The sequence below is a fragment of the Streptomyces sp. NPDC047525 genome (genome assembly GCF_040643025.1).
GTDB classification, from domain to species: domain Bacteria; phylum Actinomycetota; class Actinomycetes; order Streptomycetales; family Streptomycetaceae; genus Streptomyces; species Streptomyces durmitorensis.
The window spans coordinates 193,446-216,028 of the sequence record NZ_JBEYTL010000009.1; the positions used below are offsets into that span (position 1 = coordinate 193,446).

The 22,583-nt window shown below is 68.0% G+C and carries 18 protein-coding genes; 8 read left to right on the forward strand and 10 right to left on the reverse strand.

The annotated features are described in order from the left end of the window. Positions 1–37: 37 nt before the first annotated feature. On the reverse strand, positions 38–2,395 hold the full coding sequence (locus ABZ833_RS26970) for a DUF6049 family protein (RefSeq protein WP_361051803.1): 2,358 nt from the start codon (positions 2,393–2,395) through the stop codon (positions 38–40). Positions 2,396–2,588: 193 nt separating this feature from the next. On the opposite strand from ABZ833_RS26970, the gene ABZ833_RS26975 reads away from it, so the two are divergent. Further along, a complete protein-coding gene (locus ABZ833_RS26975; protein ID WP_361051302.1) occupies positions 2,589–4,031 on the forward strand; it encodes a CCA tRNA nucleotidyltransferase in 1,443 nt (480 codons plus the stop codon). Positions 4,032–4,131: 100 nt separating this feature from the next. Here ABZ833_RS26975 and ABZ833_RS26980 read toward each other — a convergent pair whose 3' ends face one another. The 4 genes from ABZ833_RS26980 to ABZ833_RS26995 all read right to left on the reverse strand — a co-directional run bounded on the left by ABZ833_RS26980 (position 4,132) and on the right by ABZ833_RS26995 (position 7,885). After that, on the reverse strand, positions 4,132–4,608 hold the full coding sequence (locus ABZ833_RS26980) for a hypothetical protein (protein ID WP_361051305.1): 477 nt from the start codon (positions 4,606–4,608) through the stop codon (positions 4,132–4,134). A 113-nt stretch (positions 4,609–4,721) separates the two neighbouring features. Beyond that, the gene (locus tag ABZ833_RS26985) at positions 4,722–5,978 is read right to left on the reverse strand and encodes an MFS transporter (protein WP_361051308.1); all 1,257 of its coding nucleotides are present in this window, start codon (positions 5,976–5,978) and stop codon (positions 4,722–4,724) included. A gap of 78 nt (positions 5,979–6,056) precedes the next feature. After that, a complete protein-coding gene (locus ABZ833_RS26990) occupies positions 6,057–7,139 on the reverse strand; it encodes an inositol-3-phosphate synthase (RefSeq protein ID WP_361051313.1) in 1,083 nt (360 codons plus the stop codon). 59 nt (positions 7,140–7,198) lie between these two features. Beyond that, positions 7,199–7,885: a PadR family transcriptional regulator gene (locus ABZ833_RS26995; protein WP_249588909.1), complete on the reverse strand. Its 687-nt coding sequence runs from the start codon at positions 7,883–7,885 to the stop codon at positions 7,199–7,201. Between the two features lie 373 nt (positions 7,886–8,258). Here ABZ833_RS26995 and ABZ833_RS27000 point away from each other — a divergent pair, with 373 nt between their 5' ends. Both ABZ833_RS27000 and ABZ833_RS27005 read left to right on the forward strand, forming a co-directional pair. Further along, entirely contained in the window at positions 8,259–11,009 is a 2,751-nt protein-coding gene (locus ABZ833_RS27000) for a transglycosylase domain-containing protein (protein ID WP_361051317.1), read from the forward strand. A 134-nt stretch (positions 11,010–11,143) separates the two neighbouring features. After that, on the forward strand, positions 11,144–12,691 hold the full coding sequence (locus ABZ833_RS27005; protein ID WP_361051320.1) for a glycosyltransferase 87 family protein: 1,548 nt from the start codon (positions 11,144–11,146) through the stop codon (positions 12,689–12,691). 110 nt (positions 12,692–12,801) lie between these two features. Here the strand turns inward: ABZ833_RS27005 and ABZ833_RS27010 are convergent, their stop codons facing one another. The 3 genes from ABZ833_RS27010 to ABZ833_RS27020 all read right to left on the reverse strand — a co-directional run bounded on the left by ABZ833_RS27010 (position 12,802) and on the right by ABZ833_RS27020 (position 15,513). Continuing rightward, positions 12,802–13,833, reverse strand: coding sequence for an alanine racemase (locus ABZ833_RS27010; RefSeq protein WP_160506093.1), 1,032 nt, complete (start codon positions 13,831–13,833; stop codon positions 12,802–12,804). Positions 13,834–13,923: 90 nt separating this feature from the next. Continuing rightward, positions 13,924–15,045 (reverse strand): peptidoglycan bridge formation glycyltransferase FemA/FemB family protein, encoded by a 1,122-nt coding sequence (locus ABZ833_RS27015; protein ID WP_249588911.1) that lies wholly within the window; start codon positions 15,043–15,045, stop codon positions 13,924–13,926. Between the two features lie 156 nt (positions 15,046–15,201). Next, positions 15,202–15,513 carry a hypothetical protein gene (locus tag ABZ833_RS27020; RefSeq protein ID WP_249588912.1) on the reverse strand — a complete coding sequence of 104 codons (312 nt, stop codon included), beginning with the start codon at positions 15,511–15,513 and terminating at the stop codon, positions 15,202–15,204. 276 nt (positions 15,514–15,789) lie between these two features. Between ABZ833_RS27020 and rpsF the strand changes: the two genes are divergently transcribed. The 4 genes from rpsF (at position 15,790) to rplI (ending at position 17,540) form a co-directional block, all read left to right on the forward strand. Continuing rightward, on the forward strand, positions 15,790–16,080 hold the full coding sequence (rpsF, locus tag ABZ833_RS27025) for a 30S ribosomal protein S6 (protein ID WP_006604399.1): 291 nt from the start codon (positions 15,790–15,792) through the stop codon (positions 16,078–16,080). Positions 16,081–16,160: 80 nt separating this feature from the next. Continuing rightward, positions 16,161–16,781 (forward strand): single-stranded DNA-binding protein, encoded by a 621-nt coding sequence (locus ABZ833_RS27030; RefSeq protein WP_361051325.1) that lies wholly within the window; start codon positions 16,161–16,163, stop codon positions 16,779–16,781. 57 nt (positions 16,782–16,838) lie between these two features. After that, positions 16,839–17,075 carry a 30S ribosomal protein S18 gene (gene rpsR / locus ABZ833_RS27035; protein ID WP_003949403.1) on the forward strand — a complete coding sequence of 79 codons (237 nt, stop codon included), beginning with the start codon at positions 16,839–16,841 and terminating at the stop codon, positions 17,073–17,075. A gap of 18 nt (positions 17,076–17,093) precedes the next feature. Further along, positions 17,094–17,540 carry a 50S ribosomal protein L9 gene (gene rplI, locus ABZ833_RS27040; RefSeq protein ID WP_249588914.1) on the forward strand — a complete coding sequence of 149 codons (447 nt, stop codon included), beginning with the start codon at positions 17,094–17,096 and terminating at the stop codon, positions 17,538–17,540. A gap of 163 nt (positions 17,541–17,703) precedes the next feature. On the opposite strand, the gene ABZ833_RS27045 is transcribed toward rplI, so the two are convergent. Next, positions 17,704–19,041: an MATE family efflux transporter gene (locus ABZ833_RS27045; protein WP_361051329.1), complete on the reverse strand. Its 1,338-nt coding sequence runs from the start codon at positions 19,039–19,041 to the stop codon at positions 17,704–17,706. A gap of 460 nt (positions 19,042–19,501) precedes the next feature. Here ABZ833_RS27045 and dnaB point away from each other — a divergent pair, with 460 nt between their 5' ends. After that, positions 19,502–20,980, forward strand: a complete 1,479-nt coding sequence (dnaB, locus tag ABZ833_RS27050) for a replicative DNA helicase (RefSeq protein ID WP_344525039.1) — start codon at positions 19,502–19,504, stop codon at positions 20,978–20,980. Between the two features lie 16 nt (positions 20,981–20,996). On the opposite strand, the gene ABZ833_RS27055 is transcribed toward dnaB, so the two are convergent. Beyond that, positions 20,997–22,415, reverse strand: a complete 1,419-nt coding sequence (locus ABZ833_RS27055; protein WP_361051806.1) for a PLP-dependent aminotransferase family protein — start codon at positions 22,413–22,415, stop codon at positions 20,997–20,999. Positions 22,416–22,583 lie beyond the last annotated feature (168 nt).

The following is a 22,583-nucleotide window of genomic DNA, read 5'->3' on the forward strand; positions in this document are numbered from 1 at the left end:
ACCTCATCGTCCCCGGGCCCACCGGCCACGACATCGCTCAACGGTCCACTCTCTCACCCGTGTCCGACGGGTCGGTGCTTTCCGGAGCGGTGTCCGGTGTCGGGTCACTCGGCTGCTCGGGGTCGTCCTCCCCCGACTCCGTGCCGGACTCGCCGTCCGGGCCGTCCTCGGGGCTCTCCTCGGCCTGCTGCCGGGCGGCCCGCTTGCGCTGGGTGTACATCCGGAAGCCGGCGAGCACGAGAAGCAGCACGCCGCCCGCGATGACCAGCATCACGGTGAGGGTGATCTCGGTGACGTTCACGTCGAAGCGGACCGCCTCGCCGTACGGCTGGCCGTCTTCGGTGTAGAGCTGGGCGTAGACCGGAACCGGGCCGTTGGCGTTGGCCGTGGTGGTGAACTTCACCGACTGGGCGTGTCCGCCCGCGACCTTCACCGGCTGTTCGTAGTAGGCCCTGTCGCCGATCTTCAGACGCGTGGGGTTCTCCGACGTCAGACGCAGAACCATGTGGTCGACGCCCTGGACCAGGTTGTTCTGCACCGTCACCGGGATCGTCGCGCTGCGCCCCGAGAGCTTCGCGTCGGACTTCTTGATCAACGCCACCTGGTCGATGAGCGTGGTCAGGTAGCTCTCCACGCCCTGGCGGAAGGTCGCCGCCTCGGCGGCCCTGCCCCGCCAGGACGTCGACATCTCGCGGTCTATGGCCCGCCCGAAGGGCGTGATGACGCGGTCGGGCTCGCTGAGGATCGTCTGGAAGCGGTTGAGCTTGTTCTGGGTGTTCTGAATGGACTTGAAGGCCGACTTCGGCAGCTCCTGCTTGCGCAGCGCCGCCGGATAGGCGCTGGCCGAAGGCACCTGGGTCGTGGCCGCCGGGTCCGGCTTCGCCTTCGCCGCCGCCGACAGGTCCTGCGGCTGCGACCAGCGGTCGTCGGAGAGGGTGGTCAGCGCCTTCGCCATCGCCTGGGCCTGGCTGGCGGACGGCATGCGCTGCGGGGCGACGACGATGCTCCGCTGCTTGTCCGGGTCCTGCAGGGTGACCATCAGGCTCTGGGCGAGGAACTCCTGCACGGCGAGCGTGGAGCTCTCTGCCCCCGTCATGTCGCCCTGGAAGGCCGTGGAGAGGCGTGCGTCGGCCACCACGGCCGTCGTGCCGCCGCCGATGGGCCGGGCGGCGTTGGGTGTGTACGGCAGCGCGTTGCGCTCACGCAGGCTGTCGCTCCGGGCGATCACCGTGTGGGCGCCCGCCGAGGTGGAGACGTCGACGATCGACGGATCGAGGGCGCCGTCCACGGGCCACGCGAAGTCCGACTGCGGCTTGACGTGGAGGATGGAGTCCACGGCCAGCGCTCCCGAAACGGTGGCGTCCTTGAGCTGACCCAGGGAGCCGGTGACGGTCTTGCCGTTGTGAGCGAGCGAGGCCAGGTCGGGGTCGGCGAAGGGCAGCGCGACGACCTTCTCGTCCTTCACGGTCTGCTCGAGCTTGTTGAGCCACTCCTTGGCGACTGCCTGGCCCTTGCCCGCCGTGGTGCTCTTGCCGTCGGCGGTCTGCACCCGGTAGTTCCGCGTCATCGCGTCGACCGAGGCCAGCAGATCGGGATCGATGACCCAGGTGACATCGAGCTCGCTGCCCAGGGACAGCATCTGCTCCAGGCGACCGCCGGGGGCGAGCTCCTTGGCCAGGTCGTCGTCCGTGAAGACGGGCGTCTGCTGCTCGTCCGAGCCGGTCTCCGCCGTGAGGTGTGCGGTGGAGATGAGCGGCCACAGATAGGTCGTCTTGGTCTTCGTGTCAGCGGCGCCCGACTGCCACGGCAGGAAGGTCCGCTCGAAGCCGAGCACCTGGGACCACGGCTGGGCGGCGGTCCGGCCCGTGAGCGAGACACCGAGCTGGTAGACGCCGTCGGCGCCGAGATCCAGCGCCTTGACCGGCACGGAGATGCTGAAGTCCTGACGGATGCCGGGGGCCAGCTTGGAGAACTTCTTGACGTACTTGCCGCCGACTTCCGTGCCGTCGGCTCCGGCCTGGTAGCCGGTGCGCTTGGCGGCGGAGTCGATCTGGCCCCGGCCGTTCAGGACCGGCCCCAGGCGCAGCCCGACCTCGGCTCCCGTGACCGCCTGCTTGCCCTCGTTGGTGACCGTGCCGGAGACGGTGACCGTGTCCCCGTCCGACGGAGCGGTGGGTGTGAGTTTGTTCAGCGAGACGTCGACGGTGTTCGAACCGGTGGCGTCTGCCGCCGCGCCCGCGTCCGCGCTCGGCGCCGCGGCGTGCGCGGTCGGCTCCGCCGACAGCTGCAGCATGCCGGTCAGCAATGGGGCCCCAGCCAGCAACGCTGCCGTACGCCGCAGCCACCGGCGGGCAGGTGAGGGACTGGTCCCCGGGAAGTCTGCCGCCTCGGCCACGCGTTGCCCGTCCTCGTCGTCGTCAGTGGTCGTCGGTTGTGCGTCCACGCATGGTAACGAGGTGCGCTGTGGCGAAGTGCCGCGGACTGCTCCACATGATCGGAAGACCTGGCCGGAGAGGGGCGCGCGGCCCAGGAGGTCCCGCCGAAAACCGGGCGGCTGGGGGCGTCCGGGGCACGTACCCTTTTCTGTTGTGCCGAACGCCAATGAAGAAAATCCCAGCGCACTGAGTCAGGTGCAGCGCCGCGCGGTCAGCGAACTGCTGCGTGTGTCCCCTGTCGCGGACGACCTTGCCCGCCGTTTTCAGGAGGCCGGGTTCTCCCTTGCCCTGGTCGGCGGGTCGGTCAGAGACGCGCTCCTTGGCCGGCTCGGCAATGACCTGGACTTCACGACCGATGCCCGCCCCGAGGACGTACTGAAGATCGTCAGGCCGTGGGCGGACTCGGTGTGGGAGGTCGGGATCGCCTTCGGCACCGTGGGGAGCCAGAAGGACGGCTACCAGATCGAAGTCACGACGTACCGCTCCGAGGCCTACGACAGGACCTCGCGCAAGCCCGAGGTGTCGTACGGCGACTCCATCGAGGAAGACCTCGTACGCCGTGATTTCACCGTCAACGCGATGGCCGTCGCTCTCCCCGAGAAGGAGTTCGTCGACCCGCACGGCGGTCTCGAGGACCTGGCGGGGCGTGTCCTGCGCACCCCTGGCACCCCGGAGGACTCCTTCTCGGACGACCCGCTGCGGATGATGCGGGCCGCGCGGTTCGCGGCACAGCTGGACTTCGAGGTGGCTCCGGACGTCGTCGCCGCGATGAAGGCGATGGCCGAGCGCATCGACATCGTCTCCGCGGAGCGCGTCCGTGACGAACTGAACAAGCTGCTCCTCTCGCCGAACCCGGCGAAGGGACTTGCTCTACTTGTCGACACGGGCATCGCTGACCGCGTACTGCCCGAGCTTCCGGCGCTGCGGCTGGAGAGTGACGAGCACCACCGTCACAAGGACGTCTACGACCACTCGCTGATCGTCCTTGAGCAGGCGATGGCGCTGGAGGAGGACGGCCCGGATCTGACGCTGCGGCTCGCGGCACTGCTGCACGACATCGGGAAGCCGCGGACGCGGCGCTTCGAGGACGACGGCCGGGTCTCCTTCCACCACCACGAGGTGGTGGGGGCCAAGATGACCAAGAAGCGGATGACGGAGCTCAAGTACTCGAACGAGCTCGTGAAGGACGTCTCGCGTCTGGTGGAGCTGCACCTGCGCTTCCACGGCTACGGAACAGGCGAGTGGACGGACTCGGCCGTGCGCCGCTACGTACGCGACGCGGGCCCTCTCCTCAGCCGGCTGCACAAGCTGACCCGGTCCGACTGCACGACGCGCAACAAGCGCAAGGCCAATGCGCTGTCGCGTGCGTACGACGGCCTGGAGGAGCGCATCGCGCGGCTTCAGGAGCAGGAGGAGCTCGACTCGATCCGTCCGGACCTGGACGGCAACGAGATCATGCAGGTCCTGGACGTACGGCCGGGCCCGGTGATCGGTCAGGCCTACAAGTTCCTGCTGGAGCTGCGGCTGGAGAACGGGCCGATGGAGCGGGACGAGGCGATCGCGGCGCTCAAGGAGTGGTGGGCCGCACAGGAGTGAGAGGGGACTCGGTGCGATGTTTCACGTGAAACATCGCACCGGATCCGGACATGCGAAGGGGCACTGTTTCACGTGAAACAGTGCCCCTTCGCTTATGCCGCTACTTGGTCTTCAGGCAGAGCACCACATCGTGGCTGCCGCCGGTCTGGTAGTAGGAGACCTCGGTCCCCTTGACCGTTTCGCACTTGCTGACGCTGCTCGTGTTGTCGAACTTCTCGATGACCTCGAACTCGGCGTCGCTGGAGGAGCAGTCAGCGTTCTTGAGGTCCGGCTGCGACTGCGTGCCCTTGTTGTGCAGGCAGTCACCGACGGCAGTGGTCTCGGCGTCGCTCTTGCCCAGCTGCCACTTGACGACAGCGATGATGATGCCGATGACGATGACGGCACCGATCCGCAGGACCACCTTGCTCACGCGTCGGCCACCGCTCGGCGCGGCCGGAGGCGGAACCGGGGCGCCCTGGTTGTAGGGCGGGTAGGGCTGCTGCGGAACGCCGGGCTGGCCGGGCTGTGCCGGCTGGCCGGGGTGCGGCTGCACGCCCTGGCCGTACGGATTCTGGCCCTGGGGCGGAGTAGTCACTTGGGGGTCCCCCTCGAACGGAAGCGCGATGGCGCGGATACGACGTCCGTAAGTTATAGGGATGCAGTGACATCTCTGAAGCCCAGAGTGGCTCTGTGGCATTGATGTGACACTTACTGTGCGTCAAATCTGGCCATAGCGGCAGCAATCGCTGCGTAGATAACGGCGACCGTGACCACCAGCGGGACCGATCGCCCGTCAGGCGGCAGCATCAGGGCGGCAACTCCGGCCGCGCCGACGAAGGCGACGTTGAACAGGACGTCGTAGACGGAGAAGATCCGGCCACGGAAGCTGTCGTCCACCGTGGACTGCACCACCGTGTCCGTGGCGATCTTCGCGCCCTGGGTCGTCAGGCCAAGGAGGAACGCAGCGATCAGCAGCGGGACGGGTGAGAAGGGCAGGGCGAGCGCCGGTTCCAGGATCGCCGCCGCCCCCGCGCAGACGACGATCCAGCCGCCGGCCGTCAGCCGGTTCACCGCCCAGGGCGTCACCACGGCCGCCGCGAAGAAGCCCGCCCCCGAGACCCCCACGGCGAGCCCGAGCAGGGCGAGCCCGTCGGACTCCGAGGACGACCAGGCGTACCGGCAGAGCATCAGGACCATGACCGACAGGGCGCCGTAGCAGAACCGCATGAGCGTCATCGCGAGGAGCGCGCGGGCGGCAGGGCGCCGCTGCGACAGGTGCCGCACCCCTGCCACCAGGTCCCGCGCCGTACCGGCAAGGGCCGCGCCGAGCCGTGGCCGCATCAGCTCAGGGTCCGGACCGAGGAGTTCACGCGCCATCCGCAGCGAGGCGAGCGCCGCGCACAGGTACAGGGCCGCCCCGAGGAGCACCACCACCGCGTCGGAGTCGGAGCCCGCCAGGCGTACGACGAAGGCGAGGCCGCCGCCCACGGTGGCGGCCAGCGTCCCCGCGGTCGGTGACAGGGAGTTGGCCATCACCAGGCGCTCCGTGTCGACCACCCGTGGCAGCGCCGCCGAGAGTCCGGCGAGGACGAAACGGTTGACGGCGGTGACGCAGAGCGCGGAGGCGAAGAAGAGCCAGTCGGGCACGCCGCTCAGCATCAGCACCGCGGTCACCGAGGCAAGAGAGGCCCGCAGCAGATTGCCGTACAGAAAAACCTGTCGGCGTGGCCAGCGGTCGAGGAGCACGCCGGCGAAGGGGCCGATCAGTGAGTACGGCAGGAGCAGCACCGCCATCGCGGAGGCGATCGCGGCCGGTGAGGTCTGCTTCTCCGGCGAGAACACGACGTACGTGGCGAGGGCCACCTGATAGACGCCGTCCGCGCCCTGGGAGATCAGCCGCACGGCGAGCAGACGCCGGAAGTCCCGCAGGCGCAGCAGTACGCGCAGGTCACCGACGACAGCCATGGGGCACAGCCTCACATACGAGGAGGGTCCCCGGGCGCATTGCCCGGGGACCCTCAACAGCCGTTCAAGGGGAGAGCTTTAGCGCTCGACCTCGCCCTTGATGAACTTCTCGACGTTCTCGTAGGCCTCGTCGTCGAAGTACTGCACCGGCGGGGACTTCATGAAGTACGAGGACGCGGAGAGGATCGGGCCGCCGATGCCCCGGTCCTTGGCGATCTTCGCGGCGCGCAGGGCGTCGATGATGACACCGGCCGAGTTCGGGGAGTCCCAGACCTCGAGCTTGTACTCGAGGTTCAGCGGGACGTCGCCGAAGGCGCGGCCCTCGAGGCGGACGTACGCCCACTTGCGGTCGTCGAGCCACGCGACGTAGTCGGACGGACCGATGTGGACGTTGTCGGCGCCCATGTCACGGTCGCGGATCTGCGAGGTGACGGACTGCGTCTTCGAGATCTTCTTGGACTCGAGGCGGTCGCGCTCCAACATGTTCTTGAAGTCCATGTTGCCGCCGACGTTGAGCTGCATCGTGCGCTCGAGACGGACACCGCGGTCCTCGAACAGCTTCGCCATCACACGGTGCGTGATGGTGGCGCCGACCTGCGACTTGATGTCGTCGCCGACGATCGGGACGCCCGCCTCGGTGAACTTGTCAGCCCACTCCTTGGTGCCGGCGATGAAGACCGGCAGGGCGTTGACGAAGGCGACCTTGGCGTCGATGGCGCACTGCGCGTAGAACTTCGCGGCGTCCTCGGAACCGACGGGCAGGTAGCAGACGAGGACGTCGACCTGCTTGTCCTTGAGGACCTGGACGACGTCGACCGGGGTCTCGTCGGACTCCTCGATGGTCTCGCGGTAGTACTTGCCCAGGCCGTCGAGGGTGTGGCCGCGCTGGACGGTGACGCCCTTGCTCGGCACGTCGCAGATCTTGATGGTGTTGTTCTCGCTGGCGCCGATGGCGTCCGTGAGGTCGAGGCCGACCTTCTTGGCGTCCACGTCAAAGGCGGCGACGAACTCGACATCACCGACGTGGTACTCGCCGAACTGGACGTGCATCAGGCCCGGGACCTTGGCGTCCGGGTCTGCGTCCTTGTAGTACTCGACGCCCTGGACCAGCGAGGCGGCGCAGTTGCCCACGCCGACGATGGCTACGCGAACCGAACCCATTCCGGTTGCTCCCTGTGTGATTCGTGTATTCCGGATGAGACCCTGCGGACCGCGGGGCCTCACTTGGCGGTGTCATCGGACGGATCCGGCGGCGGGTTGGTCTCCCGCCGCCGGGGCAGGCCGCCCGACTCCCCAGATGTGCTGTCGTGCTGAGCGGAGCTGTCCGGGGCGGACCGTTGCTGGTCCCGTCCCGCTCGCTCGCTCTCGATGAGCTCGTTCAGCCAGCGCACTTCGCGCTCCACGGACTCCATTCCGTGCCGCTGCAGCTCAAGCGTGTAGTCGTCCAGGCGCTCCCGGGTACGGGCCAGGGAGGCGCTCATCTTCTCCAGACGCTCCTCGAGGCGGCTGCGACGCCCCTCGAGCACCCGCATGCGTACGTCCCGCGATGTCTGGCCGAAAAAGGCGAAGCGGGCGGCGAAGTGTTCGTCCTCGTACGCGTCGGGGCCGGTCTGTGAGAGCAGGTCCTCGAAGTGCTCCTTACCTTCCGCCGTCAACCGATAGACGATCTTGGCGCGGCGCCCGGAGAGGGGGGCCGCGAGGGCCTCCTCGGAGGCGCCACCCGATTCCTCGATCAACCAGCCGCTCGCGACCAGCGTCTTGAGGCAGGGGTAGAGCGTCCCGTAGCTGAAGGCGCGGAACACTCCCAGCGATGTATTGAGCCGTTTGCGCAGCTCATAGCCGTGCATCGGGGACTCGCGCAGCAGGCCGAGCACGGCGAACTCGAGGATGCCGGAGCGTCTGCTCATCTTCGCCTCCCGTCTGCCAGCGTCTGTCGACACGGTCTTTATGCCGAGCTGATGTATCGACTCGATACATCGAGACGATAGAACGGCCCACCAGCTGAGACAAGAGGGGAAACGGTGAACGGCGTCACATCACCGATTCGTAGGAAGCAACTTGCCTGATTTGGGGTGAACTTCTGCCCTAAGAGGGTTTTGACGGTGCGTAGTCTGTGCGCCATGCAGACCGCCGGGAACCAAGTGACACCTGAGGGCGTCGTTGACCCTGGTGTAGTGCGGATGAGTGCCGGGACGGGCGCATCCGTACTTCGGGGGGACCGGAAACCAGCCGCCGTTTCCAGGCGCGGATACCTGCGCCTGCCCGAGGAGTAATCGTTCGATGAGCGAGCACCGTCGCAAACCGCCGCAGCCGCAGGGCGGCGGACGCGCCGCGGCCAGACGCGGCGTCCCAGGCGCGTCGTCGGGCCGCCGCGCGGCACCGCGTGGCGCCACTGGATCGCCCACTTCCTCAACCGGCTCGCACGGGACAGGAGCCCCTGACGACGGGGACCGTTCCTACGGCGGCCGCGCAGAGGCCCGTCGTGCTGCGCAGCGCAGCGGCGCTGTCGGTGCCGGCGGAGGCCGACGCAGAGCGGCCGACGGATCCGGCGCCGGGCGCTCAGGCGCCGGTGGCGGAGGCCGTCGCGGTGGCGGAGGCCCGAACGGACCGGGCCGCGGCCGAGGCCGTGGCGGTCATGAGCCCCGCAAGAAGCGCCTGATCGACTACCCGCGTGCGGAGAAGGACGGTCTGCGGCGCTGGGTTCCGTCCTGGCGTCTGGTCACCGGCCTGTTCGTCGGGTTCCTCGGCAGCCTGATGGCGGTAACGGGCATCGCGTACGCCTTGGTGCAGGTCCCGAAGGTCGACGAAGCGGCCACGGCGCAGAACAACGTCTATTACTGGGCCGACGGCAAGCAGATGGTCGCGACCGGTGGTGAGACGAACCGCCAGATCATCGACTACGACAAGATCCCCAAGGAGATGCGGACCGCCGTCATCTCGGCCGAGAACAAGACGTTCGAGGACGACAAGGGCGTCGACCCGATGGGCATCACTCGCGCTCTGGTCAACATGGCCAAGGGCGGCGAGACCCAGGGTGGCTCGACCATCACCCAGCAGTACGTGAAGAACGCGCGCCTCGGTGACCAGTCCCAGACGTTCACGCGTAAGTTCAAAGAGCTCTTCATCTCCATAAAGGTCGGCCGGACGGTCTCCAAGGAACAGATCATGGCGGGGTACCTCAACACCGCCTACTACGGCCGTGGGGCCTATGGCATCCAGGCCGCCGCCCGCGCCTACTTCGGCGAGGACGCCAGCGACCTGGACCCCAGCGAGTGCGCGCTCCTGGCGACGGTGCTCAAGGGCGCCACGTACTACGACCCCGCTGGATCCGCCGCGGTCGACCCCGCGGCCACGCAGCAGGCCAACACCGAGCGGGCCATGAAGCGCTGGAAGTGGATCCTCGACGAGGAGGTCAAGGACGGCCACCTGACCGCCGAGGTCCGCAACAAGTACACGAAGTTCCCGAAGCTGGAGAACCCGCGCTCCAACGCTCTGCTGGGCGGGCAGGTCGGCTATCTGGTCGACCTCGCCAAGGCGTACGTGATCAACAACAGCGAGGGCCAGATCACGGCCAACGACCTTCAGCAGGGTGGCTACGAGATCCACACGACCTTCGACAGAACGAAGGTCAAGGAACTCGAGAAGTCCGTGGAGAAGGTCCGCAAGGCGAAGATCAAACCCAAGTTGCGCAAGGACAAGGACACCCACGTCCAGTTCGGTGGGGCCTCCGTGAACCCGGAGGACGGCGCGATCGAGGCCATCTACGGCGGTGAGGACGCGACCAAGCACTTCACCAACAACGCGGACCAGACCGGTGCGCAGGTCGGCTCGACGTTCAAGCCCTTCGTGCTGGCAGCGGCCTTCAAGGACGGAACGCGCGACCCGGACGGGGTGGCGGAGCAGGGCGAGGACCAGCGCACCATCGTCAACCCCAAGAGCCTGTACAGCGGCAAGAACAAGCTCAAGATCCAGAACTACGACGGCAGCGTCTGGACGGACAAGGAAGGCAAGGAGTGGCTGCAGACCAACGACGGTGACGCCTCCTACAACGCGCCGACCTACCAGATCGACCTCCGTGAGGCGATGCGTGAGTCCGTCAACTCGGCCTATGTACAGCTCGGCATGGATGTCGGCCTGGACAAGGTGAAGGCTGCGGCTGTCGACTCCGGTCTCAAGGCGAACAGCCTGGCCAGCGCCAATTACCCGTCCTTCTCACTCGGTACGTCCTCTCCGAGCGCGATCCGGATGGCCGGCGCCTACTCCACCTTCGCGTCCAGCGGTGAGCAGAACGAGCCGTACTCGGTCAAGAAGGTCGAGCACAAGGGCAACACCGTCTTCCAGCACGATGTGCAGACCAAGCGGGCCTTCGACACGTCGGTCGCCGACAACGTCACCGACGTGCTCAGGACCGTCGTCGAGAAGGGCACGGGCACCTCGGCCCAGCTCAGCGGCCGCCAAGTCGCGGGCAAGACCGGTACGACCGACGGCAACAAGTCGGCCTGGTTCGTCGGGTACACCCCGCAGCTGTCGACCGCGATCAGCATGTACCGGCTCGACGACAACGAAGGGAACAAGAAGCGCGAGTTCCTGGAGATGTTCGGCACGGGTGGCGAAGAGAAGATCCACGGTGCCTCGTTCCCCGCGCAGATCTGGAAGGACTACATGGAGCAGGCCCTCAAGGGCGCTCCTGTGAAGAACTTCCCGGTCCCGGAGCCGATCGGCCAGGTCGTCGGTGAGACGCCGCCGCCGACCCCGACCCCGACCCCGTCGGAGACCGAGGAGCCGGAGAAGTCCCCCTCGCCGACCCCATCGGACACCGGGCCGTCCCCGACCCCCTCAGGAAGCCCCGATCCCGGTGAGACCTGTGCCGACTGGGACTTGCAGTGCAACAACAACGGCGGTACGTCGGACGGAGGGACCACCGACGGCAGCACCGGCGGGGAGTCGCCGCCGGCCACGGACGAACCGACAGGCGGCGGAGCGAACAACGGGAACGGCAACGGAGGCTGGTTCGGCGGACCCTCAGGCTGACCGAGGTCCCCGTGCGTGTGTTTCACGTGAAACGCACGGTTTCACGTGAAACATGCGCCGCTGAGCGTTGACGAGGGCCGTCACACCGCACCGGTGTGGCGGCCCTCTCCGTGTTCTCAGGTGCGTACGGCAGGATGTGCGGCATGCCCAGTGCAGAGACGACGCGCACGAGCGTGCACAAGACCACTAGTGCACAACAGCCGGAGCCCGTACGGCCGACCAAGGAGGATGAGGTCGCCGCGGCCGGCAGCGAGCTGATCGGTGGACCCATCGGACGCAGAGTGCTCTACGCGGCGACATGGTGGACCCCCGTACGCGTCATTGCGCTCATCGCGATCGGGATGTTCGCGCTCGGCATGGTGCAGAAGCTGCCGTGCTACGACGGCGCCTGGTTCCAGGGGGCGAGCTCGCAGTACACGCACGCCTGCTACTCCGACATCCCGCACCTCTACCAAGGGCGTGGGTTCGCCGACGGGCTCGTGCCCTACTTCGACAAGCTGCCCGGCGACATGGAGTACCTCGAATACCCGGTGCTGACCGGTGTGTTCATGGAGGTCGCCTCCTGGCTGACACCGGGCAGCGGCAGCATCCAGCACCAGGAGAAGTTCTACTGGATGGTCAATGCTGGGATGCTGATGGCCTGTACGGCGGTCATCGCCGTCTGTGTCGCCCGCACTCACCGGCGGCGCCCCTGGGACGGCCTGATGGTCGCCCTGGCGCCTGCCTTCGCGTTGACGGCCACCATCAACTGGGACCTGTTCGCGGTCGCTCTCACAGCCGCTGCGATGCTGATGTGGGCACGCGGGGGGACGCTCTCCGCGGGCATCTTGCTCGGCCTGGCGACCGCCGCGAAGCTCTACCCGGCGCTGCTCCTGGGCCCGCTGCTCATCCTGTGCTGGCGGGCGGGGCGCTGGCGGGCCTTCTGCATGACGGCCGGAGCGGCGGTGGGTGCCTGGCTCGTGGTGAACCTGCCCGTGATGATCACGCACGACGCGACGGGCTTCCACATCCGCGAGGGCTGGGCGAAGTTCTACACCTTCAGCCAGGAACGGGGCGTCGACTTCGGTTCGTTCTGGCTGATCCTCTCGCAGCGCATGGACGACCCGCTGTCCACGGACACGGTCAACACCCTGGCGACGGCGCTGATGCTCCTGGCCTGCCTCGGGGTCGGCGCGCTGGGTCTGACCGCGCCGCGCCGCCCGCGCTTCGCGCAGCTCGCGTTCCTGGTGGTCGCCGCGTTCATCCTCACCAACAAGGTCTACTCGCCGCAGTACGTACTGTGGCTGATCCCCCTCGCCGCCCTGGCCCGGCCGCGCTGGCGTGACTTCCTGATCTGGCAGGCGTGCGAGGTCGCGTATTTCCTGGGGATCTGGCTGTACCTCGCGTACACGACAAGCGGCGAGGCCCACAAGGGCCTGCCGACCGAGGGCTACCAACTCGCCATCGTGGTCCACCTGCTGGGGACGCTGTACCTGTGTGCCGTGGTCGTACGCGACATCCTGATGCCGGAGAGAGACCCGGTCCGGCGGTCCGGTGACGACGACCCCTCCGGAGGCGTCCTGGACGGTGCGCAGGACGTCTTTGTCCTCGGGCAGGCGGCCCACCCACCGCGGCACGCGGCGCACTCCACCGAGGGGACCTACGTGCGGTGGGGATCGACGCCGACGGATATCTCACCCTGAGCCGTTTCACCCTGAGCGAACAGGCCGCCGAGGTGGCCGGGAATGACTGAAGGGCCGGGAGTGACAACCGTCGCTCCCGGCCCTTCAGTCTGTGCTCCGTCCCGCGGTGATCAGCGGTCGACGATGCGGTCGAACTGCGTGGTGGTGTGCCGCAGATGGGCCACCAGCTCCTCGCCCACCTTCGGCTCGGGCGCGTCCGAGGGCACGAAGAGGATGGAGACCTGCATGTGCGGCGGCTCCGCGAACCAGCGCTGCTTGCCGCCCCAGACGAACGGCGACAGGTTGCGGTTGACGGTCGCGAGGCCCGCGCGGGCCACACCCTTCGCGCGCGGCACCATGCCGTGCAGTGCCTTCGGGGCCTCCAGGCCGACGCCGTGCGACGTGCCGCCCGCGACGACGACCAGCCAGCCGTCGGAGGCGACCTTCTGCTGGCGGTAGCCGAAGCGGTCGCCCTTGGTCACCTGCGTGACGTCCAGGACGGCGCCGCGGTACTCGGTGGCCTCGTGGTCACCCAGCCACAGATGCGTCCCGATGCGCGCGCGGAAGCGTGTCTGCGGGAACTGCTGCTGCAGGCGGGCGAGTTCGTTGGCCTTGAGGTGGCTGACGAACATCGTGTGCAGCGGAAGACGGGCGGCACGCAGCCGGTCCATCCAGCCGATGACCTCCTCGACGGCGTCCGAGCCGTCGGTGCGGTCCAGCGGCAGGTGGATCGCGAAGCCCTCGAGCCGTACGTCCTCGATGGCCGCGTGCAGCTGTGAGAGCTCCTGCTCGCTCACGCCGTGCCGCTTCATCGAGGACATGACCTCGATGACGACGCGGGCGCCCACGAGGCCGTGTACGCCGTCCAGGGACGATACGGAGCGGATGACGCGGTCGGGCAGCGGCACGGGCTCCTCGCCCCGCCGGAACGGGGTCAGGACCAGCAGGTCGCCGCTGAACCAGTCCTTGATCCGGGCGGCTTCGTACGTGGTGCCGACGGCGAGGACGTCGGAGCCGAAGCGGGTCGCTTCTTCCGCGAGGCGCTCATGACCGAAGCCGTAGCCGTTGCCCTTGCAGACCGGGACGATTCCCGGGAACTGCTCCAGCACGTGCTTGTGGTGTGCCCGCCAGCGCGCGGTGTCGACATAGAGCGTGAGCGCCATGGCCGGATCCCGGAACCTTTCTCGTGGCTGCGGTGTATCAGAGGTATGAAGAGTATTTGTGGCTGTGTGAAGTGTGCCGGGTCGGTGCGGTCAGCGGCGCGACATGTAGATGTCGAGCGCCTTGTGGAGCAGCTTGTTGAGCGGGAAGTCCCACTCGCCGATGTACTCGACAGCCTCTCCACCCGTGCCCACCTTGAACTGAATCAGTCCGAACAGGTGGTCCGTCTCGTCCAGAGAGTCGGAGATGCCCCGCAAGTCATAGACGGTGGCGCCGAGCGCGTAGGCGTCCCGGAGCATCCGCCACTGCATCGCGTTCGAGGGCCTGACCTCACGGCCGATGTTGTCCGAAGCGCCGTAGGAGTACCAGACGTGCCCGCCGACGACGAGCATCGTCGCCGCGGACAGGTTCACGCCGTTGTGCCGCGCGAAGTACAGCCGCATGCGGTTGGGGTCCTCGGAGTTGAGGGTCCGCCACATCTGCTGGAAGTAACCGAGCGGCCGCGGCCGGAACTTGTCGCGGATCGCCGTGATCTCGTAGAGGCGCTGCCATTCGGCCAGGTCTTCGTAACCGCCCTGGACGACCTCGACGCCGGCCTTCTCGGCCTTCTTGATGTTGCGTCGCCACAGCTGGTTGAAGCCCTTGAGGACCTCGTCCAAGGAGCGGTTGGCCAGCGGCACTTGGAAGACGTAGCGCGGCTGGACGTCACCGAAGCCGGCGCCGCCGTCCTCGCCCTGCTGCCAGCCCATCTTGCGCAGCCTGTCGGAGACTTCGAAGGCACGCGGCTCGATGTGCGAGGCCTCGACGTCCCGCAGCCGCTTCACATCCGGGTTCTGGATGCCCGACTTGATCGCGGGAGCGTCCCAGCGCCGGATGACGACCGGCGGGCCCATCTTCACGGAGAAGGCGCCCTGCCGCTTCAGATGCGCGAGCATCGGCTGCAGCCAGTCGTCCAGGTTCGGGGCGTACCAGTTGATGACCGGGCCCTCGGGAAGGTAGGCGAGATAGCGCTTGACCTTCGGCAGTTGCCGGTAGAGCACCAGGCCCGCACCGACGAGTTCGCCGGTCCGGTCGTCGAACCAGCCCAGGTTCTCCGAACGCCATTCACTCTTCACATCCGCCCATGCCGGGACCTGGCAATGACTTGCCGACGGCAGACTCTGGATATACGCCAGATGCTGCTCGCGACTGATGGTCCTCAGGGTCAGACTCATGCGGGGCGCTCCTCGGCTGGTGTGTCCCCATGGGTACAGGGGCTCCGGCTCTCGCGCCGAAGCCTACTGTGCCCCGAGAGCGCCCCGTCTGGGCGTACGGAACCTTGGCCCCTGGCCTATGCGCGGAAGGGGCGTCGAGGAGCGGTGTGCAGGCGGCTACCAGAGCCCGCCGAAGAGTCCGCCATGTGCCATGCCCAGGAAGAATCCGACCGCCGAGGCACCGAGGCCGAGGATCAGACCGAAGCGCTCGCGGGTCGTCTCGGAGATGAACTGTCCCCACGCACCCGTGGCGATCCCCACCAGGCCGGCCCATGAGCTGAGCAGGTGGAGGTTGTGGAACATCGCCGAGACGAAGGCGATGGCCCCCAGGATCAGGGTCACGCCGAGCAGCGTGTCCTGCATGGGATGGGCCTTGCCGTCCGTGGCGAAGAGGGAGCCGGCGGTATTCGGTCGCAATGTCTGTGCCATGAGGCACCTCCTGCGTAAGGCGGCGCACTGTAGCGCCATACACACCCGATGTGTACAGATTCTGCCCCTCGGTCGCCGGATTTCAACCGGAAGCCCAGGTGCGGGTACTCTGTACCGTCTGCACCGGTGTCTGCCCATGCCATGGCAGGGACTCCCGATCGGCCTACTGATCGGGGAGCCCGATTGTCAGTGGCTGCCGATACCGTTGCGTACGCATCACGACCCTCCTGCCACGGAACGACCGTGGCCGCTGAGTCCAAAGGAGGTGGGTTCCACATGCGTCACTACGAAGTGATGGTCATCCTCGACCCCGATCTCGAGGAGCGCGCTGTCTCCCCGTTGATCGAGAACTTCCTCTCCGTCGTCCGTGAGGGCAACGGAAAGGTCGAAAAGGTCGACACCTGGGGCCGTCGTCGTCTCTCGTACGAGATCAAGAAGAAGCCCGAGGGCATCTACTCGGTCATCGACCTGCAGGCCGAGCCTGCGGTCGTCAAGGAGCTCGACCGCCAGATGAACCTGAACGAGTCGGTCCTCCGGACCAAGGTCCTCCGTCCCGAGACCCACTGAGCTTCCTAGCTCAGCGGTACTCGGGATCCGAGTAGCAGCAGCAAAAGCAGCCAGCAGCAAACCCGCCGAGAGGTTCCCCCATGGCAGGCGAGACCGTCATCACGGTCGTCGGCAATCTTGTCGACGACCCCGAGCTGCGCTTCACCCCGTCCGGTGCGGCGGTCGCGAAGTTCCGTGTCGCGTCCACTCCCCGCACCTTCGACCGTCAGACCAATGAGTGGAAGGACGGCGAAAGCCTCTTCCTCACCTGCTCGGTCTGGCGTCAGGCGGCGGAGAACGTCGCGGAGTCGCTTCAGCGAGGCATGCGCGTCGTCGTGCAGGGCCGGTTGAAGCAGCGGTCCTACGAAGACCGTGAGGGCGTCAAGCGCACGGTCTACGAGCTCGACGTCGAGGAAGTCGGCGCCAGCTTGAAGAACGCCACGGCCAAGGTCACCAAGACCACCGGTCGAGGCGGCCAGGGCGGCGGATTCGGCGGCGGCGGTGGCGGCGGCCAGCAGGGCGGCGGCAACTGGGGCGGCGGCTCCGGTGGCGGTCAGCAGCAGGGCGGCGGCGGTGCTCCCGCCGACGACCCCTGGGCGACCGGTGCGCCGGCCGGCGGCGGCCAGCAGCAGGGCGGCGGCGGTGGCTGGGGCGGAAGCTCCGGCGGCTCCGGCGGCTCTGGCGGCTCTGGCGGCGGCTACTCGGACGAGCCCCCCTTCTAGGCCTCAGGGCCAGGGGTGGGCCGTTCCCACACTTCTTGATCAAACAGGAGAGAACACATGGCGAAGCCGCCTGTGCGCAAGCCTAAGAAGAAGGTCTGCGCATTCTGCAAGGACAAGGTCACGTACGTGGACTACAAGGACACGAACATGCTGCGGAAGTTCATTTCCGACCGCGGCAAGATCCGTGCCCGCCGCGTGACCGGCAACTGCACGCAGCACCAGCGTGACGTCGCCACGGCCGTGAAGAACAGCCGTGAGATGGCGCTGCTGCCCTACACGTCCACCGCGCGATAAGGGAAGGGTGACCGACTAATGAAGATCATCCTCACCCACGAGGTCTCCGGCCTCGGTGCCGCCGGCGAGGTCGTAGACGTCAAGGACGGCTACGCCCGCAACTACCTGATCCCGCGGAACTTTGCGATCCGCTGGACCAAGGGTGGCGAAAAGGACGTCGAGCAGATCCGTCGTGCTCGCAAGATCCACGAGATCGCGACCATCGAGCAGGCCAACGAGGTCAAGGCCCAGCTCGAGGGCGTCAAGGTCCGTCTGGCCGTCCGCTCCGGCGACGCCGGTCGTCTCTTCGGTTCCGTCACCCCGGCTGACGTCGCTTCGGCGATCGAGGCCGCTGGTGGTCCGAAGATCGACAAGCGTCGTGTCGAGCTGGGCGCGCCGATCAAGACGCTGGGCGCCCACGCGACGTCCGTGCGTCTGCACCCCGAGGTTGCCGCCAAGGTCAACATCGAGGTCGTCTCTGCCTAAGCACTGCGCTTGGCAGAGCTGAAGCAACCGTTGGGCCGCACCCTCAGGGGTGCGGCCCAACGTGTCTCAGGTACCCGTTGCCCTAGGGGCGCCGTGTTTCACGGGATGCGCTGTTTCACGTGAAACAGCGTGCGGCGATCAGCAGGCGTGATCCCTCCCGGGATCAGCGCGTGGCGCCGGTGACGATCCAGTGTCCGGAGCGCGTCCGCAGCCACAGGGTCACCATGCGAACCGTCATCATCAGCGTCATCGCTGCCCAGACGGCAGTCAGTCCGCCGCCGAAGACCGGCACGAGGAGCGCCACCGGAGCGAAGACCGCCAGCGTGGCCAGCATCGCCCAGGCCAGATACGGGCCGTCCCCCGCTCCCATCAGTACGCCGTCGAGCACGTAGACGATGCCGCAGATCGGCTGGGAGACGGCCACCACCACGAGTGCGGGCAGGGCGGCGTCCTGGACGACGGAGTCGCTGGAGAAGAGCGGGATGAACAGCGGCCGGGCGAGGACGACAAGTCCGCCGAGCACGACTCCCGAGGCGATGCCCCACTGCACCATGCGGCGGCAGACGTCGCGCGCGCCCTGGGCATCGTTCGCCCCCAGATAGCGGCCGATGATCGCCTGACCGGCGATGGCGATGGCGTCGAGCGCGAAGGCCAGCAGGCTCCACAGGGACAGGATGATCTGGTGGGCGGCCACATCGGCGTCGCCGAGGCGGGCGGCCACCGCGGTCGCGATCATCAGGATCGCGCGCAGTGAGAGCGTACGGACGAGAAGCGGTGCGCCCGCCTGGGCACAGGCCCTGATGCCGGCGGCGTCGGGGCGCAGGGAGGCTCCGTGGCGCCTGGCTCCGCGTACGACGACGAAGAGGTACACGGCGGCCATCGCGCACTGGGCGATGACGGTGCCCCAGGCGGAGCCGGCGATGCCCAGGTCGGCGCCGTAGACGAGAGCCACGTTGAGGACGCCGTTGGCGATGAAGCCGCCGAGGGCCACGTACAGCGGGGTCTTTGTGTCCTGTAGTCCGCGCAGGACACCGGTGGAGGCGAGCACGACGAGCATGGCCGGGATGCCGAGCGAGGAGATGCGGAGGTATGTGATCGCGTACGGAGCCGCGGTGTCCGATGCGCCGAAGAGTTCCACGAGCGCGGGTGCGGTGGGAAGGACGACGGCGATGACGGCGGCGCCGAGCAGGAGGGCGAGCCAGATGCCGTCCATGCCCTGACGGATGGCGGACTGGAGATCTCCGGCGCCCACCCGGCGGGCGACAGCGGCCGTGGTCGCGTAGGCGAGGAAGACGAAGACACTCACGGCGGTGGTGAGGAGCGCTGAGGCGACGCCGAGGCCGGCCAGTTGCGCGGTGCCGAGGTGGCCCACGATGGCGCTGTCGGCCAGCACGAAGAGAGGCTCGGCGACGAGTGCGCCGAAGGCGGGAACTGCGAGGGCGATGATCTCTCGGTCGTGCTGTCGCCGAACAGTCTTGGTCGCCGCGGGAGCCTGTGTCATGGACACCAATCTAATCTTCCACAGGTAAGAGATGCAATGCTAGAAAGACCCTTACCTGGTCACGAGTTGGACGCTCTTCGAAGCGCTGTTTGGCACGATCTTGGTCCGACTGGGGAAGTTTTTCTTCTGCACAGCCGGTGGACGGGAAAGTTGCAGGTCAGAGCTTGTTTGTCAGGAAGGCTGAGTGCTTGTTCACAGGCCTGTCCACCGAGCCGTGCACAGGTTTGGCGAGGTTCTCCACAGCAACGCGCCCGTCATCCACACCGCCTGTGGATAACCAGATTGGCTGACGGTGGCCACGGGCCTACCGTGGTGCGGCGCCCCCCTCGTGATCCGACCTCGGAAAGCTCGAAAAACCGACGCGTCAGAACCGGAGTTGGGCCGCCCATTTGTCAGTGTCGTGCCGTAAGAAAGAAGGGCACGGCGAGGTCCGCGCGGCGGACGTGAGGGAGGTGGCCCGGTGAGTATTTCCGAGCCCTTGGACGACCCCTGGGCCGACAGCGGTCCCAGTGACCGTCTGCCCGCCTCCCGTCAGCGCCGTGACGGAGGCAGGGGCCGCGACGAGCAGCACGACCGGGGCCGTGAAGGCGGCGGCTGGGACGGCGGAGGCACCGCCTTCGAGCGCGTACCGCCGCAGGACCTGGACGCCGAGCAGTCCGTGCTCGGCGGCATGCTGCTCTCCAAGGACGCCATCGCCGATGTCGTCGAGGTGCTCAAGGGCCACGACTTCTACCGTCCCGCACACGAGACGATCTACACGGCGATCCTCGACCTGTACGCCAAGGGCGAGCCTGCCGACCCGATCACCGCGGCGGCAGAGCTCACCAAGCGCGGCGAGATCACCAAGGTCGGCGGGGCCTCGTATCTGCACACGCTGGTGCAGACGGTGCCGACGGCGGCGAACGCCGAGTACTACGCGGAGATCGTCCACGAGCGGGCGGTCCTGCGCCGCCTCGTCGAGGCGGGCACGCGCATCACGCAGATGGGATACGCGGCGGACGGCGACGTCGACGAGATCGTCAACAGCGCCCAGGCCGAGATCTACGCGGTCACCGAGCAGCGCACCAGCGAGGACTATCTGCCGCTCGGCGACATCATGGAGGGCGCGCTCGACGAGATCGAGGCGATCGGTTCGCGCAGTGGCGAGATGACCGGTGTGCCGACGGGCTTCACCGACTTCGACTCGCTGACGAACGGCCTGCACCCCGGCCAGATGATCGTCATCGCGGCCCGTCCCGCCATGGGTAAGTCCACGCTCGCGCTCGACTTCGCCCGCGCCGCGTCCATCAAGCACAACCTGCCCAGCGTCATCTTCTCCCTGGAAATGGGGCGCAACGAGATCGCGATGCGCCTGCTCTCCGCGGAGGCTCGGGTGGCGCTGCACCACATGCGCTCCGGCACGATGACGGACGAGGACTGGACGCGGCTCGCGCGCCGGATGCCCGAGGTCTCGGCCGCTCCGCTCTACATCGACGACTCCCCGAACCTGTCGATGATGGAGATCCGCGCGAAGTGCCGCCGCCTCAAGCAGCGCGCGGACATCAAGATGGTGATCATCGACTATCTGCAGCTGATGCAGTCAGGTGGTTCCAAGCGTGCCGAGAGCCGCCAGCAGGAAGTCTCGGACATGTCGCGAAACCTGAAGCTGCTCGCCAAGGAGCTCGAGGTCCCGGTCATCGCGCTCTCGCAGCTGAACCGTGGCCCCGAGCAGCGCACGGACAAGAAGCCCCAGGTGTCCGACCTGCGTGAATCCGGCTCGATCGAGCAGGACGCGGACATGGTGATCCTGCTGCACCGCGAGGACGCGTACGAGAAGGAATCACCGCGCGCGGGCGAGGCGGACATCATCGTGGGCAAGCACCGTAACGGCCCGACGGCGACGATCACGGTCGCCTTCCAGGGCCACTACTCGCGCTTCGTGGACATGGCGCAGACGTAGCAGTGACGGCGGCACGTCAGGACAGGTGCCGCACGGTCTCGCCGAGCGTGGCCATGCCCTCGGCGATGTCGGTGGCGGTGGGGGCGGCGTAGCCGAGCACCAGGCCGGGGCGGTGCGGTCGTTGGCTGTGCCAGGACAGGGGCTGGACCTTCACACCGCGGGCCAGGGCCGCCGCCGCGAGATCGGTGTCGCGGAAGCCCGCGTCGAAGGTGATCGTCAGGTGCAGTCCCGCCGCGGCGCCGTGCACGACGGCGTGCGGCAGATGGGTTCCGACAGCGGCGATCATCGCGTCACGCCGGCGGCGATGACGTCCTCGCAGGAGGCGCAACTGGCGTTCCAGGGCGCCCGATTCCATCAGCTGGGCCAGGACGAGCTGCGGCAGTACGGCGTTGCCGAGGTCGGCGAAGCGCTTGGCGGCGACCAGGGCGTCCCGGTACCTCGGCGGCGCGAGGACCCAGCCGATGCGCAGCGCCGGAGCGAGCAGCTTGGACACGCTCCCGGCGTAGCAGACGTGTTCGGCGAGCAGGGAGCGCAGTGCGGGGACCGGGGCGCGGTCGTAGCGGTGCTCGGCGTCGTAGTCGTCCTCGATGATCAGCCCATCGCGCTCGGCGGCCCAGCTCATCAGGTCACGCCGCCGTTCGCCGCCGAGCACCACTCCGGTCGGGAACTGGTGTGCCGGAGTCAGCAGAACCGCGGAGGCGTCCGTGGCACGCAGTTCGTCGACGCGGATGCCCTCGGCGTCGACCGGGACCGGCGGGGTGCCCAGGCCGCAGTTGCGCAGATGCTGGCGGGCGCCGAGCGAGCCGGGGTCCTCCACGGCCACCGCGCGGATGCCGTCGCCGTGCAGCACCTGGCCGAGCAGGCTGAGGGTCTGGGCGGTGCCCGCGGCGATGACGACATGGCCGGGGTCGGCGCGGATGCCACGGTTGCGGGCCAGCCAGTCGGCGACGGCCATGCGCAGGGCGGGGGCACCGCGCGGGTCTCCGTATCCGAAGGCGGACGCCGAAAGCTCTCTGAGCACGGCGCGTTCGGCACGCAGCCACGCGGCGCGGGGGAACGCGGCGAGATCGGGCACTCCGGGCGAGAGATCGATCCGGGCCGGGGCGGCCCGCAGCGCGTCGAAGATGTCCGTGCCGGGCGGGGCGTCGAACAGGGCGCCCGGAAGCGGCACAGGCGGGTCCGTGGGCACGGTGGGCGGGGCTTTCGCCGGGGCGGCGACCACCACGGTGCCGTTCCGCCCGCGCCCTGCGACGTGCCCGTCCTCGCCCAGGCGTTGGTAGGCCTCGGTGACCACGCCGCGGGATACGCGGAGTTCGCCTGCCAGGACCCGGGTCGCCGGGAGTCTGCTGCCCACCGGAAGGCGGCCGTCGGCTATCGCGCTGCGAAGGTGCCGGGCCAGCCAGTCCGCTCGTCCGCCCGCCGGGGCGTCGTCGATCGTGAGCTGGAGGAAGTCCGTGCCGACCGGTTCCGCGTACGTTCCGGAGCCTGCCTCGCCTCCTGCGGCTTCCGTCCCGTGCGGTGTTGTTCGCCCGGCGGGGAGGTCATTGGACCGGTCAGTGGCGCAGTCATTGGACCTGTTCACCGGGCCATAGTCGCAGCAGGG

Excerpts from the sequence above, each read along its gene's own strand:
- ABZ833_RS26985 (WP_361051308.1), bottom strand. The coding sequence starts at position 5,978 with ATGGCTGTCGTCGGTGACCTGCGCGTACTGCTGCGCCTGCGGGACTTC.
- ABZ833_RS26990 (WP_361051313.1), bottom strand. The coding sequence starts at position 7,139 with ATGGGTTCGGTTCGCGTAGCCATCGTCGGCGTGGGCAACTGCGCCGCC.
- ABZ833_RS26995 (WP_249588909.1), bottom strand. The coding sequence starts at position 7,885 with ATGAGCAGACGCTCCGGCATCCTCGAGTTCGCCGTGCTCGGCCTGCTG.
- ABZ833_RS27000 (WP_361051317.1), top strand. The coding sequence starts at position 8,259 with ATGAGCGAGCACCGTCGCAAACCGCCGCAGCCGCAGGGCGGCGGACGC.
- ABZ833_RS27005 (WP_361051320.1), top strand. The coding sequence starts at position 11,144 with ATGTGCGGCATGCCCAGTGCAGAGACGACGCGCACGAGCGTGCACAAG.
- ABZ833_RS27010 (WP_160506093.1), bottom strand. The coding sequence starts at position 13,833 with ATGGCGCTCACGCTCTATGTCGACACCGCGCGCTGGCGGGCACACCAC.
- ABZ833_RS27015 (WP_249588911.1), bottom strand. The coding sequence starts at position 15,045 with ATGAGTCTGACCCTGAGGACCATCAGTCGCGAGCAGCATCTGGCGTAT.
- ABZ833_RS27020 (WP_249588912.1), bottom strand. The coding sequence starts at position 15,513 with ATGGCACAGACATTGCGACCGAATACCGCCGGCTCCCTCTTCGCCACG.
- rpsF (WP_006604399.1), top strand. The coding sequence starts at position 15,790 with ATGCGTCACTACGAAGTGATGGTCATCCTCGACCCCGATCTCGAGGAG.
- ABZ833_RS27030 (WP_361051325.1), top strand. The coding sequence starts at position 16,161 with ATGGCAGGCGAGACCGTCATCACGGTCGTCGGCAATCTTGTCGACGAC.
- rpsR (WP_003949403.1), top strand. The coding sequence starts at position 16,839 with ATGGCGAAGCCGCCTGTGCGCAAGCCTAAGAAGAAGGTCTGCGCATTC.
- rplI (WP_249588914.1), top strand. The coding sequence starts at position 17,094 with ATGAAGATCATCCTCACCCACGAGGTCTCCGGCCTCGGTGCCGCCGGC.
- ABZ833_RS27045 (WP_361051329.1), bottom strand. The coding sequence starts at position 19,041 with ATGACACAGGCTCCCGCGGCGACCAAGACTGTTCGGCGACAGCACGAC.